Source organism: Patescibacteria group bacterium (assembly GCA_028716045.1).
In the GTDB taxonomy this organism is placed as follows: Bacteria; Patescibacteriota; Patescibacteriia; order JAQUQO01; family JAQUQO01; genus JAQUQO01.
The window spans coordinates 355,390-369,100 of the sequence record JAQUQO010000001.1; the positions used below are offsets into that span (position 1 = coordinate 355,390).

At 40.8% G+C, this 13,711-nt stretch carries 13 protein-coding genes and 2 pseudogenes; 7 read left to right on the forward strand and 8 right to left on the reverse strand.

Annotation, left to right across the window (positions count from 1 at the left end; translation table 11 throughout):
* Positions 1-48: 48 nt before the first annotated feature.
* Positions 49-684 (reverse strand): hypothetical protein, encoded by a 636-nt coding sequence (locus PHG22_01855; GenBank protein ID MDD5490522.1) that lies wholly within the window; start codon positions 682-684, stop codon positions 49-51.
* 251 nt (positions 685-935) lie between these two features.
* A complete protein-coding gene (gene secA, locus PHG22_01860; GenBank protein MDD5490523.1) occupies positions 936-3,629 on the reverse strand; it encodes a preprotein translocase subunit SecA in 2,694 nt (897 codons plus the stop codon).
* 138 nt (positions 3,630-3,767) lie between these two features.
* On the opposite strand from secA, the gene PHG22_01865 reads away from it, so the two are divergent.
* The gene (locus PHG22_01865) at positions 3,768-4,052 is read left to right on the forward strand and encodes a hypothetical protein (protein ID MDD5490524.1); all 285 of its coding nucleotides are present in this window, start codon (positions 3,768-3,770) and stop codon (positions 4,050-4,052) included.
* A gap of 62 nt (positions 4,053-4,114) precedes the next feature.
* Here PHG22_01865 and PHG22_01870 read toward each other — a convergent pair whose 3' ends face one another.
* From PHG22_01870 to PHG22_01895, 6 genes are all read right to left on the reverse strand, one after another.
* Positions 4,115-4,678, reverse strand: coding sequence for a thymidine kinase (locus PHG22_01870; GenBank protein ID MDD5490525.1), 564 nt, complete (start codon positions 4,676-4,678; stop codon positions 4,115-4,117).
* A 2-nt stretch (positions 4,679-4,680) separates the two neighbouring features.
* A complete protein-coding gene (gene murB / locus PHG22_01875; GenBank protein MDD5490526.1) occupies positions 4,681-5,628 on the reverse strand; it encodes a UDP-N-acetylmuramate dehydrogenase in 948 nt (315 codons plus the stop codon).
* 79 nt (positions 5,629-5,707) lie between these two features.
* On the reverse strand, positions 5,708-7,117 hold the full coding sequence (gene murC, locus PHG22_01880) for a UDP-N-acetylmuramate--L-alanine ligase (protein ID MDD5490527.1): 1,410 nt from the start codon (positions 7,115-7,117) through the stop codon (positions 5,708-5,710).
* Positions 7,105-7,551: a divergent PAP2 family protein gene (locus PHG22_01885; GenBank protein ID MDD5490528.1), complete on the reverse strand. Its 447-nt coding sequence runs from the start codon at positions 7,549-7,551 to the stop codon at positions 7,105-7,107. Before PHG22_01885 ends, murC begins: the two co-directional genes overlap by 13 nt.
* A 176-nt stretch (positions 7,552-7,727) precedes the next feature.
* Positions 7,728-7,859 carry a hypothetical protein gene (locus PHG22_01890; GenBank protein MDD5490529.1) on the reverse strand — a complete coding sequence of 44 codons (132 nt, stop codon included), beginning with the start codon at positions 7,857-7,859 and terminating at the stop codon, positions 7,728-7,730.
* A 72-nt stretch (positions 7,860-7,931) separates the two neighbouring features.
* A complete protein-coding gene (locus PHG22_01895) occupies positions 7,932-8,642 on the reverse strand; it encodes a class I SAM-dependent methyltransferase (protein MDD5490530.1) in 711 nt (236 codons plus the stop codon).
* Between the two features lie 35 nt (positions 8,643-8,677).
* Between PHG22_01895 and PHG22_01900 the strand changes: the two genes are divergently transcribed.
* The 6 genes and pseudogenes from PHG22_01900 (at position 8,678) to PHG22_01925 (ending at position 13,685) form a co-directional block, all read left to right on the forward strand.
* Entirely contained in the window at positions 8,678-10,342 is a 1,665-nt protein-coding gene (locus PHG22_01900; GenBank protein ID MDD5490531.1) for a tRNA uridine(34) 5-carboxymethylaminomethyl modification radical SAM/GNAT enzyme Elp3, read from the forward strand.
* A 54-nt stretch (positions 10,343-10,396) separates the two neighbouring features.
* A complete protein-coding gene (locus tag PHG22_01905; protein MDD5490532.1) occupies positions 10,397-10,708 on the forward strand; it encodes a hypothetical protein in 312 nt (103 codons plus the stop codon).
* 287 nt (positions 10,709-10,995) lie between these two features.
* Complete coding sequence (locus tag PHG22_01910) at positions 10,996-12,276, forward strand: serine hydroxymethyltransferase (GenBank protein ID MDD5490533.1); 1,281 nt, start codon at positions 10,996-10,998, stop codon at positions 12,274-12,276.
* A gap of 5 nt (positions 12,277-12,281) precedes the next feature.
* Positions 12,282-13,025: pseudogene (locus PHG22_01915) on the forward strand (bifunctional 5,10-methylenetetrahydrofolate dehydrogenase/5,10-methenyltetrahydrofolate cyclohydrolase).
* 88 nt (positions 13,026-13,113) lie between these two features.
* A pseudogene (locus PHG22_01920) lies at positions 13,114-13,221 on the forward strand (bifunctional 5,10-methylene-tetrahydrofolate dehydrogenase/5,10-methylene-tetrahydrofolate cyclohydrolase).
* Positions 13,222-13,340: 119 nt separating this feature from the next.
* On the forward strand, positions 13,341-13,685 hold the full coding sequence (locus PHG22_01925) for a hypothetical protein (GenBank protein ID MDD5490534.1): 345 nt from the start codon (positions 13,341-13,343) through the stop codon (positions 13,683-13,685).
* The last annotated feature ends 26 nt before the right edge of the window (positions 13,686-13,711 follow it).

Genomic DNA, 13,711 nt, shown 5'->3' on the forward strand with positions numbered 1-13,711 from the left:
ACCTCACAGTGACACTTATTTAATAGATAATTACTCCGTTAAACGAACCTATTCCCCTGCTATTTCATTAGTTACTTTTAAAATAACATTTTCGGCTTCCGAAGTGTCAATTTTAACACCTACTTTATTATTTTCTATGTTCTTAAAAAATTCCGTTATATTAATTGCTTTTAACCTTCTGTACTTTAAATCGTCATTCTCTCCTGACCCCATGGCCTCATTAATTTTAATAACATTACTAAAATCGTTGTACAAATCCATAAATGAATTAAAAGCCGGAATTTTATTATTTTCCTTAAAATTTTTAAACTCTGCTTCTAATTTATCTAAAATGTCGGGATAATACTTTTTAACTCTTCCCATGCCTCTAGTAAAAGCGTCTTTCTCTTTTTTTAAATTTTTTTCTGTCTCATTTTTTTCTCTTCTAATGTCTTTGTTAAACTCATCCTGTCGCAAATGCCCAAGTTCATGAATTATCACCGCCCAGGAATAAAACAAATCGCCCCGGGGGTATCTAATTTCGAAATTTCTGCTATCCTCTAAAATTCTTCCCGTTCCCTGTACTTCTAAGGGCCAATTCAAAGACCTTAATTTTTTAGAAAAATTTTGAGGCAAATCATCTAGAGCAATAATATTTTCCTTTTTTATCTCGTATTTATTTGTCTTGCGCTGTTCAAAATTCATATTATTTTTTATAACACTTTTTATACCTCTTGACTTTACCATACGACCTTGGTAGACTTGAGCTAGTGGTGAAGGGAGGGACCCGCCCCGATCTTCATTGTGGTAATCCCACAATGTGAAATATTCACTTAAATCGGGTTGCCGTCGTAATCGCGATACGACGGCTTTTTTCTTTTATCTGCCGTGACACTTCTTATATTTCTTCCCACTCCCGCCCCGTCATTCAATGGGACTCTACTCGGTTAAAATTATTAACTATTTTTCCCGCAACAATGTTTATACTTTTTCGGCGTGCCATCGGGTTTGGTCGCTCCGCACGGGCACGGGTCGTTGCGACCGACTTTTTTTACCTTTTCCACACCCTCTTCATTTTTTGTGGTTCTTTCGCTCGTCTTCGCCGGCGCGCTCATTATAAGGTTTTTAGTGAACGGACTCGCCGCTAACGCCGCCTGTGCCAAACCGACTTTATAAATACTGTAAACAACTTCTTTCTCAATCATCGCCACCAGTTCGTTGTACATTCTAAATGACTCCTTTTTATATTCTACCAAAGGGTCGCGCTGGCCATAACCACGCAAGCCGATGCCGGTGCGCATATAACTCATAGCGTCCAAATGTTCCACCCACAAAGAATCAATGGCGCGAAGCAAAATGTTCTTTTCTATCATTACGAATAACGCCGGGTCGGAAAAATTAGCGGCCATTTTTTTATAACTGGCGAGTGCCAAATCGTAAAGATAATTAATAATCACATCGCGCGCCTGCGCGTCCTGTTCTTTCCCGCCGGCCTTTTCTCTTAAATCATCAAGCTTCAAACGAACGTCATCCGGCAACGGGAAAATAGTACTCACCGCCTCTTTTATTTCTTCCAAGTCCCAATTTTTTTCTTCATCATGAGCGGTATGAAAAAGAACAATCTGTTCAATTTCCTTTTTAACCATCGCTAAGATTGTTTCCCTTTCTTTATCAGATTGTAAAACCTCCCGCCGGCGGCGGTAAATCGCTTCTCTTTGCTTATTTAAAACGTCGTCATATTCAACCAAGTGTTTGCGAATATCAAAATGATGGCCTTCAACTTTGGTTTGGGCTGATTCAATGGATTTAGAAACCAGTCCGTTTTGAATCGGCATGTCCTCCGGAACTTTTAAGGTCGTCATAATGGATTTTAGGCGGTCGGAACCAAAAATGCGCATCAAATCGTCTTCCAAAGAAAGATAAAATTGCGTCGCGCCCGGATCGCCCTGACGGCCGGCGCGACCGCGCAACTGATTATCTATGCGCCGCGACTCATGCCGTTCGGTGCCGATAACGCAAAGCCCACCCAGCTCGCAAACTTTTTTCGCTTCCTCGGCATTCGGCGGATTCCCACCCAAAACTATATCCACGCCGCGGCCGGCCATATTAGTGGCAATGGTCACCGCGCCCAATCTGCCGGCTTGCGCGATAATCTCCGCCTCTTTCTCGTGGTGCTTGGCGTTCAAAACCTGATGCGGCACGCCTTCCCTTTCCAAAATTTCACTTAGCATTTCATTTTTTTCTATGGAAATCGTGCCCACCAGCACCGGCTGACCCTTAGTATGACGCTCTTTAATTTCTTTGGCCACGGCCGTAAATTTTCCCATTTCCGTTTTATAAATCTTATCGGAATAATCGCGGCGAATCATGGGTTTATTGGTTGGGATGGCTGAAACTTCCAGTTTATAAATTTTTGAGAACTCTTCTGCTTCGGTGACGGCCGTGCCAGTCATGCCGGATAATTTTTTATACAAACGGAATAAATTTTGAAAAGTAATGGTGGCCATGGTCTGGCTCTCGCGTTTAATCTCCACGCCTTCTTTGGCTTCAATCGCCTGATGCAAGCCCTCGCTGTAACGCCGTCCGTACATCAAGCGTCCGGTGAATTCATCAACAATCAAAATCTCGCCGTCCTTAACCACGTAATCTCGGTCTATTTTAAATAAAGTATGGGCTTTCAACGCCTGCTCTATGTGATGGACGGTGGAAATCCCGCCGCTGGTGTAGATATTGTCCACGCCCAGCCATTTTTCCATTTTGGAAATACCCTCGGCGCTTAAAGTGGCGGTGCGCATTTTTTCGTCAATGTTATAATCCTCATTTTCTTTGAGCTGGCTTACCAAATTGGCAAATTGATAATACTGTTCCGTTGATTCTTCGGCCGGAGCAGAAATAATCAACGGCGTGCGCGCTTCATCAATCAAGATACTGTCAACTTCATCCACGATAGCGTAATTTAATTCCCGCTGGGAAACCTGCTCTAAATTAATCGCCATATTGTCGCGCAGATAATCAAAACCAAATTCATTATTGGTCCCGTAAAGGATATCGCAGGCGTAGGCCTCGCGGCGCGACACCGGCCGCAAAAAATCCTGGCGCACTTTAAATCCGCCTTCAATATCTCTCTTTTCATCTTCCTCCGCGCTGGCGAAAGAGGCGTCATAAACAAAAGAGCTTTCGTGCTGGATACAGCCGACTGAAAGCCCTAAAAAATTATGAACTTGCCCCATCCAAACGGCATCGCGACGCGACAAATAATCATTGACTGTCACCACGTGCACACCCGCGCCGGTTAAAGCGTTGAGATACGACGGCAGGGTTGCCACCAAAGTTTTTCCTTCACCGGTTTTCATTTCAGCAATCTGCCCCCAATGTAAAACTATGCCGCCAATAAGCTGAACATCATAATGCCGCTGACCGAGAGTACGGCGGGCGGCTTCACGGACCACCGCAAACGCTTCAGGTAAAATATCATCAAGTGTTTTCCCCTGCGCCAGCTCCGCTTTAAATCTCGCTGTTTGCGATTTTAATTCCTCATCAGACATTGGCCGGAATTTATTTTCCAAAAGGTTTATTTTTTCAATAATCGGCCTGACTTTTTTTAGAACTTTTTCATTCGGGTCGCCGAAAATCTTTGTTAAAAACGACATATTTTAAAATATTTTATACAATTAGATTGCTTTCATTGTATCTTAAATATGGATTTAAAGCAAGATATTGACAAAAATTTTAAAAAGGTTATTATTAAGCAATGAGTTCTTTCATAAACAAAAAACAGGGAGTTAAAAATGTCTGAAAAGAAATCAAACGGCTATATCGTCGTATTCCAGTACACAGAAAAAGCTGGTCTTTATGCCGGGAGGATTAGCTGGACAGAATACGCAAGCAAGAGGGAGTTTGACCAAAAATACAGAGAAAAAATTAAAAAGAAAGGACACAAAAAAATAATTGCCGAAGGAGTTATGTCAAAAAAAGCCGCGGAAATGCCTATGATAATACTAGAACCGATCTGTCTAAAACCACTTGAAATCAAAGCTAGAATTGTGACGATTAAAATGAAAAATGGGAAATAGCTCCAAAACATAAAATCCCCGCACATCTAAATGTGGCGAGGATTTTTTATTTTAAAATAATACTATCCCCTAATAAAACATTTCTCGCAGACGGATTTATAAGTATAGGTGCCATCTTCGGGAATAACCGGCGGCAGGCCGCTAAGCAACGGCTCCGAGTTTTTAAACACTTGCGTATATTCCGCTTCCAGATTGCCGCAATCTTCGCAAATCGCCTTTTTATAAAAAACATTTTTGGGGTTTAACTCCAATAAATTTTGAACCAGCCGAAACGTTTCTCCGCGATAATCTATATTAAGTCCGGCGGCCACCACTTCTATCCCCCGCTCTAAAATTTTCCTTATAATCTCCGCTTCTGATTCTTCAAACATATGCAGTTCATCAACCCCGATAATCGGAACATCGCTGTCCAGAACTTCGGTTAAATTTTCCACTTTTTTAGCGTCCAGTTCCAACCCTGCCCGCGACCAAATTTTTTCGTCGCGGACATTTTTTATTGAATGAAACATTAAAAATTTTGTTCCGTTATCTTTCAGGGAGTTAAAATGATTTATCAAATGCAAAGATTTGCCGCTTTTCATCGGCCCCAAAATAAGAGTCAGATTTGTTTGATTTTGAAATCCCATAACTAAAATCCTATAAATTGCACTTCCTCCTCTAATCTCAAACCAAACTTAGCAAAAACTTTTTCTTTAATCAAGTTGGTTAAATTTAAAATATCTTTAGCCGTGGCCTTATTCTGATTTAAAATAAAATTGGCGTGCTTTATGGAAACTCGCGCTCCGCCGATTATCTGTCCTTTTAATCCGCACTGCTCTATAAGCCAACCGGCGGGAATTATCCCTTTTAACGAAAATTCTTCCCGAACGATTGCGCTGACTCTTTCTTTTTCTTTCCCGTCTAATTTATCCAAATAAACATTTTTAAACATACAGCCGGCCGTTGGATGCGAAACGTCCTGACCTTGCGTCTTTTTTGTCAGATATTCCTGAATCTTCCGATTGCTGGCTTCCTTATCGCCCGGTTTTAGATTAAGCACGGCCCGCAAAATTATATCTCCATTATTTTTAAAATCGCTGTGTCGATAAGAAAAACCGCAACTTTTATTATCCAAAATAACTATTTCTCCGTTTCGTAAAACTTCCACGCTTTCCACTATGTCTTTAATTTCCCCGCCCCACGCGCCGGCATTGCCGCGAATCGCTCCGCCCAAAGTTCCGGGAATCCCCGCCGCCCATTCCAATCCGCTTAAATTATTATTCACTGAAAACATCAATAATTTATTTAAATTAACTCCCGCTCCGGCCGTGATTTTATCAGCGGATATTTTAAGTTCGTCAAAATCAATCTTAATAACCAAACCGGCAAATCCCTCATCCGCAACAAGGATATTGCTTCCCCCGCTCAAAACAAAAACGGGAAGATTGTCTTCCCCTGCCGCTCTTATCGCGCTTTTTAATTCCTCAATGTCTTTTACCTCCAGAAAATATCTGGCCGGTCCGCCGATTTTAAAAGTGGTGTATGGCGCTAAAGGTTCGTCTATTTTTATATTTTGTAATTTATTTAATTCTGACATACAACGAATTAACAAGTTGAGAGATACGAAGCAAAAATTATGAATTAGGAATTAGGAGTTAGGAGTTAGGAGTTACAAGTTATAAGTTACGAGTTGCGAGTTTTAATTTCTGAATTATCTTCACTGGCATATCCCCTGCCCCCAAAAGCAAAATCACGTCTGTTTGGTCAAGGACACGCGCGATTTCCCTTTCAGTATAATCTATATCCGGCGTATAAATCACCTCCCTCTCGCGATTATTTGATTTGTCATGCCTTTTTATGGCTTCCACCAGTTTTTGCGAATTTACATCCTCATCGTCTTTTTCCTCACGACCGGCCACATCGTATATTTCATTAATAATAACCAAATCGGCTTCGTCCAGAGATTTTACAAAATTTACAAATAAATTCTTGGTGCGATTATGCTGATGGGGCTGGAAAACCGCCACCACGCGCCGATGCGGATAAAAATCCTTAGCCGCTCTCAAAACCGCGCGCAAAGACGTGGGATGATGGGCATAATCGGAAATAAAAATCGCGCCATCTTTCTCGCCGATTTTTTCAAACCTCCGCCAAGCCCCCTGATAATTTTCTAACGCTTTTTTAATTCTCTTAACGCTGATTTTTAAGTGAAACCCCAAAGCAATGACTGCCAAAGCATTATAAACATTGTGCCGTCCCGGGATATTCAAAGAAAAAGTGTCAATTTTTTTACCGTTATGATAAACGTCAAAATATTGTTTGCCGTTCTCGCTGTAAATGTCTTTAGCCGTGACATTGGCTAAATTGTCTATTCCGTACGTAATCCGGCTTCTCATCGTTTTTATTTCCATGGAATTGGCGTCATCGGCATTGCAGATAAAAACTCCCTGCTCCGGCAATTTATCTATGAATGACTGGAAGGTTGATTTAATATGGTCTATGCCGGTATAAAAATCCAAATGGTCTTCTTCAATGTTAGTGAGCAGAATTATTTTAGGTTCAAGGTTCAGCATGTGAGCCCGATATTCGCAGGCCTCTACGACAAAATTTTCCCCCTTGCCAAATCTTAAATTACCATCCGTAAAATTTTCCACCTTACTGCCCACAACCACCAGCGGGTCAAACTTGCCGGCTTCCAAAAGCAAGCCAGCCATAGAAGTGGTAGTTGTTTTGCCGTTAGTTCCACAGATGGCGATAGTATCTTTTTCTTTACTGATTAATCCCAGTACTTCCGGATAACTTAATTGCGGGATGTCAAACTCCCGCGCTTTTTTTCTCTCCGGATTTTTCTCGGGCACGGCCGCGGAATAAACGACCAGCTCGGTCTTGGGGTCAAGATTGCCGCTTTTGTGTTTGCTAAAAAAATTTATCTGATATTTTTTTAAATCCTCGGTGATGGCCGTTTCTTCCAGGTCCGAACCGGAAACTTTTTTCCCCTGTTTGGCAAAAAGTTTAGCCAGAGCCGAAATGCCGATTCCGCCCACTCCGATAAAGTGAATTTTTTTAATTTTTCCTAACTCCACCATATAATGAAAATTATTGAGGTTATAAAGAGGCCCAAAATTATCCCCCAAAATACTTCTCTTAGATTATGACCAATGAGATTTTTCCATTCAATGCCCTCAAAACTGCCATGGAAAATTTTGGCAAAAATTTTGTTGACAATATCTTCCTGATGCTGGGCAAAAACGCGGTCGCCGATAACGTCGCGGATGACTATTAAAGAAAACACCAAAGAGGCTATAAACAAGGTGGTAATACCTTCGTAAAGAAAAATTCCCAAAGTCAGGGATGTAACCACCGCCGTATGTGTGGAAGGCATGCCGGCGGCCATCAAAAGGTAACGCCAATGGAACCCGGCATTTTTGCGGGAATAAATAATCGCCTTTATTGCCTGGGAAATGAGGTCAGAAAAAAGACAACTCAAAATGATTGGGTTGGTAATCAATTCTTTTAGCATATTATTACATATTAGCACCAAAAAGACGGGGGTTCAAGGGGGTGTATTTTGTAGAAAAACGATTAATCGCGTTTCTACGGGAGGAATGTTTCGGCGATAAAATAAAAAACAACCGCTAATTAACGGCTGTTTGCGGAAATTTGTTACTTAATCGTTTTTGGTCTTTTTCTGTTGTGCTATAAAAAATCACGATTTTCTTCATACACATCAACGCCCTTCTCTAAAAGTAACGAAAGACCGGTGATAATCGGATAAGTAATCACCCAAAAAATTAACGCAATGGTCAAAAGAAAAAATAAACCTGACATGATCGCCGCTCGCTTCATTCTCTTTTTAGACTCCTGCTTCATTTCGATGCCTCCTATTCAGTTTTCAAACTTCTATTTTTGTAAAATGCTTACTAAATTTTTACCAGTAAACCAATGACCTTTTGTTCCTTTTAAACTATAATAATTCTCTAAAATTGTCAAACCAGAAAGAACGGCTAATTTTTGAATTTCTTTTTTAGTAAAAGAATGATAATATCTCTTCACTTTTTCTTGACCAAAAGGAACTAAACAATCACCGAAATCCAGCGGAGATTTACCGATAAGCTTTAACAAGCTATACTTAATAATAAGCGGCCTGTATTTCTTTTGATATAGATTCCAATTAGTCATCAATAAATATCCATCGGGCTTTAAAACCCGCTTCACATTATTTAAAACTTGGAGTCGAAGCTCTTTTGATGGAAGATGATTTAATACTGCTACCATCATTACCGCGTCAAAATGGTTGTCGGGGAAATTTAAATCCAGCGCATCTCCGACTTGGAATTTATCGGCAATTTCCGGATATTTCTTTTTCGCTTCATTTATAAGGGCCTCCGAATTATCAACGCCAAAATAATTTATTGATTTATTTTTCAAAAAATCGTATAATCTGCCATTGCCACAGCCCAAATCCAAAACCTTATCCCCCGCTTTAATATATTTGCCAAAAATTTCCAAGTCCGGCCAAATATAACCGCGGGTAGCGGAAAAGTCCCCACTGATTATGTTATAACTTTCCTTAACTTTTTTTAATAATTTTTGCGCAATTTCTTCTTTCATTTGTATATTTGTAAATTATTCGTAATTCGTATTCCATGCAAGAACAGTTTATCAAAGAAATCATAAAATTAAAACCCCGGACTCCCAACCGGATGTCTAAAATAAAAAGGCGCCTAGCCAAGCGTTTTGGTATTCCTATTGTTCCCAATTCGGAAGTTTTAAAATATTATCATGAACTATTAGCTAAAAATAAGATTAAACCGGATAAACAATTTGAAGATTTAATCAAAAAACGCTCCATTCGCACCCTCTCCGGTGTAGCTCCCGTTACCTTGCTCACCAAGCCCTATCCTTGCCCAGGAACTTGCGCCTATTGCCCCTCGGAGCCCAATATGCCCAAAAGCTACCTTTCCAACGAACCAGCGGCCATGCGCGCGGTTTTAAACAAATTTGACCCCTATAAACAGGTCCATTACCGCATTAAAGCGCTGGAAGCCAACGGCCACGATACAGATAAAATTGAATTGATTGTCCTCGGCGGCACTTGGTCTTATTATCCCAAAAAATACCGTGAATCATTTATTAAATCCTCTTTTGCCGCCGCCAATGATTATCCCAAATTCAATAAATCTTCGGCCAAAAAAAGCTTAAAAGAATTGCAAAAGAAAAATGAAACGGCCAAACACCGCATCATCGGCCTGTCTTTGGAAACCCGCGCTGACTATGTAACGCCCAAAGAAATCGCTCACCTGCGCGAACTTGGTTGTACACGTATTCAGCTTGGCGTCCAATCAATCTATGACAGCATTTTAAAATTGAACAAACGCGGGCATGGAATCCAAGAAGTAATTAAAGCGACTAAACTTTTTAAAGATGCCGGTTTTAAAGTTGACTATCACCTGATGCCCAACCTACCGGGTTCTAATCCTAAAAAAGATTTGGAAATGTTTAGGCAACTGTTCTCCAATTCTGTCTTCCAACCGGACCAACTTAAAATTTATCCCTGTATTGTCAATAAATATTCTTTGCTTTATCAATGGTTTAAACAAGGGAAATTTAAGCCGTACAGCGATAAGGAACTTTCAGACCTGCTGATTAAAATCAAAGCGCTTATCCCCTACTATGTTCGTTTGAATCGCCTCGTGCGCGATATTCCCAAGGAAAGCATTGAAGCGGGAAATAAAATCACCAACCTGCGCGAGTATTTACAAAAAAGAATAAAAGAACGAGGCCTGCGTTGCAAATGTATCCGCTGTCGCGAAGCCCGCAATAAAACCGCCAACCTTAAACAAGCGAAATTATTTATAGAAAAATACCCCGCCTCCGGTGGAATAGAATACTTTTTGAGTTATGAAAATAAAGACCGCACCATTCTTTACGCTTTTGTCCGCCTGCGCTTGCCATCTTTTTATTATTCTAAGCCCGATTTGAAAAAAAATTCGGGTTCAGATTCTTCCCCCGCTAAGCGGGGTCAGAATGACATATTTAGATTTATTCCGGAAATAAAAGATTGCGCCCTGATTCGCGAATTGCACACTTATGGCCAGCTTATGCCCCTGCGTTCCGAAAAAAATCTAAAAACAAAAATTCAACATCAGGGTTTTGGCAAAATGCTGATGGCGCAAGCGGAAAAGATTGCTGTCAAAGAAGGGTTTAAAAAAATCGCCGTTATTGCCGGCGTGGGCGTGCGGGGTTATTACAAAAAACTGGGGTATAAATTAAAAGGAACTTATATGATTAAACACTTGACAAAAATCTGATATTCTGATAAAAAAACAATAGAAGCTCCTTAACAACAAGAAACCGGAGGGAAAATGAGTACTGAAGAATTAAATAAAATGCTAAAAAAATGCCCTGTAAATACCCTTTTATTTATCAAAATAAACTCGGAAGAAGTTGAAAAGGAAACTAATCGGGAATTATTTTCCAAATTAATTGAGGAAAAGCCCGATGATATTTTATGCTATTTTGAAAAAAAATTGAGCGATGAAAACCAAACAGGGGTTATTATAGTGGAGGAAATCAGCGAAAAAAGAGAAAAAATTACACTCCACGCCCGACATATCAGCGAAATCCATATTATTGAAAAAAGCGTGGCCAAAGCCATGCTCGCAAAAAATTTTTAAGTTTAATCCCGCCTTAGGCAATCTAAACCAAGGCGGGATTTTTATTTTTCTTATTCTCTTTTTGTCTTTGCGAGGAGGAGTCCCGAAAACTCGGGACGACGACGAAGCAATCTCTAATACAGCGCCCTTGCCCAAAGCTACGTATCAGAGATTGCTTCCCCCTCGACGGCTCGGCCAGAGCTCGCCGAAGTCAAGCTCGGGGTCGCAATGACATTAAAGTTTTATTTCTTGAAATTAATAATAAAAACTCGTATACTAAAAACAACTCATCAACTTATTTTAAAACTATGTCTTATCTATCAAAATTTGATTCGGAAATCGCCGGCGGGCTGGAAAATGAATTAAACCGCCAACGGCACGGCTTGGAAATGATTGCTTCGGAAAATATCGTCTCGCGGGCGGTACTGGAGGCCCTGGGTTCGGTTTTAACCAATAAATATTCGGAGGGGTATCCGAATAAAAGATACTACGGCGGAAACGAATTTATTGATGTTTGCGAAAATTTAGCCATACAAAGAGCCAAAGAACTTTTCGGCGCGGAACACGCCAATGTCCAGCCGCATGCCGGCTCGCAGGCCAATATGGCTGCTTACTTTGCCTTGCTTGCTCCGGGCGACAAACTAATGGCTATGAATCTGGCGCACGGCGGACATCTGACGCACGGCAATCCGGTAAATTTTTCCGGCCGGTATTATCAAATAATTGCCTACGGTGTCAGGCGCGATAACCAGTTAATTGATATGGAGGAAGTCCGCGAGATTGCCTTGAAAGAAAAACCAAAACTAATTCTCGCCGGAGCGACCGCTTATCCGAGAAAAATTGACTTTAAAAAATTCCGAGAAATTGCCGATGAAGTCGGAGCTTATTTTATGGTGGATATGGCGCATATTGCCGGTCTGGTAGCCGCTAAAATCCATCCAGACCCTATCCCCTATGCCGATGTGATTACCACCACCACTCACAAAACTTTGTGCGGCCCTCGCGGGGCGATGATTTTATGTAAAATTGAAGACCGCTTAAATCCCAAAGATAAAAAAAATCTGGCGCAAAAGATAGACAGCGCCGTTTTCCCCGGACTCCAGGGCGGACCCTTGGAGCACGCCATCGCCGCCAAGGCCGTGGCTTTTAAAGAAGCGTTGGAATCGGAATTTAAAATTTATCAAAAGCAAATAGTCAAAAACGCTCAAGCTCTCGGACAAGCGCTCCTCGGCCAAGGCATTGACCTTGTTTCCGGCGGAACCGATAACCATTTGCTTCTGCTTGACCTTACTAAAACCGGCGTCTCTGGAAAAGAAGCTGAAACCGCGCTGGACGCAGTAGGAATTTATACCAATAAAAATATGATACCTTATGACACCCGCAAACCCATGGACCCGTCGGGACTGCGAGTGGGAACAGCCGCCCTAACTACGCGGGGATTGAAAGAAAGTGAAATGGAAATAATCGGCGAAATGATGGCAAAAATTATTAAAAATCCCAATGACGAGGCGATTAAAACGGAAGTTAGAAACCAAGTCAAGGAGATTACGGAAAAATATCCGATTTATCCGGATTTAAGTTATTTATAAAAACCATGAACATAATTGACGGGAAAGAAATAGCCAAAAAAATAAGGGCTGATATAAAAAAAGAAGTAAAGAATCTTGGATTCACGCCAGGGCTCGCCACTATTTTAGTTGGCTCTGACCCGGCTTCCCATCTTTATGTCAAATTAAAACAAAAGGCCGCGGAAAAAGCGGGAATCAAAAACGAAGTTTATCTTTATTTCGCTTCTGTCCCCGAAAAAGAAATAATTGAAAAAATTAAAGAATTAAGCCAGCGCACTGACATTCACGGAATACTTGTCCAACTCCCCCTGCCGGAACATCTGGATACGAATAAAATAATCGGTTCAATAGACCCGCGAAAAGACGTTGATGGTTTTCATCCTGATAATTTGAAAAAATTGGCGGAGGGCCAGCCGTATATTTTGCCCGGATTAGCACTTGGTATTAGGAAATTGATAGAAGCTACCGAAGTGAATCTTGAAAATAAAAAAGCATTGATTGTTTGTAATAGTGGTGTCTTTGCCGAACCCATTGAACGAGTTTTGGCTGCAGACAAAATTATTGCCAGCCACGCCAACCCCGATGATATCCAACTTCAAGAAAAAACTAAAAAAGCGGATATTTTGGTCGTGGCCATAGGCCGTCCGAACTTTGTCGGCAAAGAAATGATAAAAACCGGCGCCATTATAATTGATGTCGGAACCAACCGTACGGAAGAAGGCGTAGTCGGCGATGTGGATTTTGCCAGCGTCAAAGATACCCCTGGCTTTATCACGCCCGTGCCGGGCGGAGTGGGGCCCGTAACGGTAGCTATGTTATTACAAAACACATTGAAAATAGCCAACAACTCAAAAAGAAAAACGAACGACGCCCTGAACTAAGTTGAAGGGCGGAGTGGGGCCCATGACCGTGGCCATGCTTTTATATAATACTTTGGAAATTGCCAAAAGGGTTGACAACTATTAGATAATTAATTAATATATAATTTGTATTCCTGGTGGTACTTTTGCTGAAATGGGCGCATTAAATTTATCTATCAATAAACAAAATACTTTGAAAACAAAAAATACTGGAAGGAGTAGAAAATGAAAGAAAACACAACGACAAAACCCCAATTTTATATCAAAGAAAAAGGCGAATTTAAATCAACGGAATTAACCCATAATGACCGAATTAGGGTCTTTACTTACCGTTCAGAAGAGATACATCTATTCAGAGGAAAGAAACGTATCTATATAAAAATAAACCCACAAAACAAAAAACCGAAAAAATGTATAATAAAAACTAGAATGCGCTTTTATTCTGTAAACGAAGAAGATATGGTACCGCTAATAATGGCCTGTATGTCTCTTTTACTACCAGTTGGGTTGGCTCTAGAGACAAATCCTAAATGCGAGAAAGAAATAATAATAAAAAAAACGAACTCCTAAATCTAAGATTGCAAAGCCGTGTAAAT

Excerpts from the sequence above, each read along its gene's own strand:
- PHG22_01895 (MDD5490530.1), bottom strand. The coding sequence starts at position 8,642 with ATGAAAGAAGAAATTGCGCAAAAATTATTAAAAAAAGTTAAGGAAAGT.
- PHG22_01855 (MDD5490522.1), bottom strand. The coding sequence starts at position 684 with ATGAATTTTGAACAGCGCAAGACAAATAAATACGAGATAAAAAAGGAA.
- secA (MDD5490523.1), bottom strand. The coding sequence starts at position 3,629 with ATGTCGTTTTTAACAAAGATTTTCGGCGACCCGAATGAAAAAGTTCTA.
- murC (MDD5490527.1), bottom strand. The coding sequence starts at position 7,117 with ATGGTGGAGTTAGGAAAAATTAAAAAAATTCACTTTATCGGAGTGGGC.
- PHG22_01900 (MDD5490531.1), top strand. The coding sequence starts at position 8,678 with ATGCAAGAACAGTTTATCAAAGAAATCATAAAATTAAAACCCCGGACT.
- murB (MDD5490526.1), bottom strand. The coding sequence starts at position 5,628 with ATGTCAGAATTAAATAAATTACAAAATATAAAAATAGACGAACCTTTA.
- PHG22_01910 (MDD5490533.1), top strand. The coding sequence starts at position 10,996 with ATGTCTTATCTATCAAAATTTGATTCGGAAATCGCCGGCGGGCTGGAA.
- PHG22_01905 (MDD5490532.1), top strand. The coding sequence starts at position 10,397 with ATGAGTACTGAAGAATTAAATAAAATGCTAAAAAAATGCCCTGTAAAT.
- PHG22_01925 (MDD5490534.1), top strand. The coding sequence starts at position 13,341 with ATGAAAGAAAACACAACGACAAAACCCCAATTTTATATCAAAGAAAAA.
- PHG22_01865 (MDD5490524.1), top strand. The coding sequence starts at position 3,768 with ATGTCTGAAAAGAAATCAAACGGCTATATCGTCGTATTCCAGTACACA.
- PHG22_01890 (MDD5490529.1), bottom strand. The coding sequence starts at position 7,859 with ATGTCAGGTTTATTTTTTCTTTTGACCATTGCGTTAATTTTTTGGGTG.
- PHG22_01870 (MDD5490525.1), bottom strand. The coding sequence starts at position 4,678 with ATGGGATTTCAAAATCAAACAAATCTGACTCTTATTTTGGGGCCGATG.
- PHG22_01885 (MDD5490528.1), bottom strand. The coding sequence starts at position 7,551 with ATGCTAAAAGAATTGATTACCAACCCAATCATTTTGAGTTGTCTTTTT.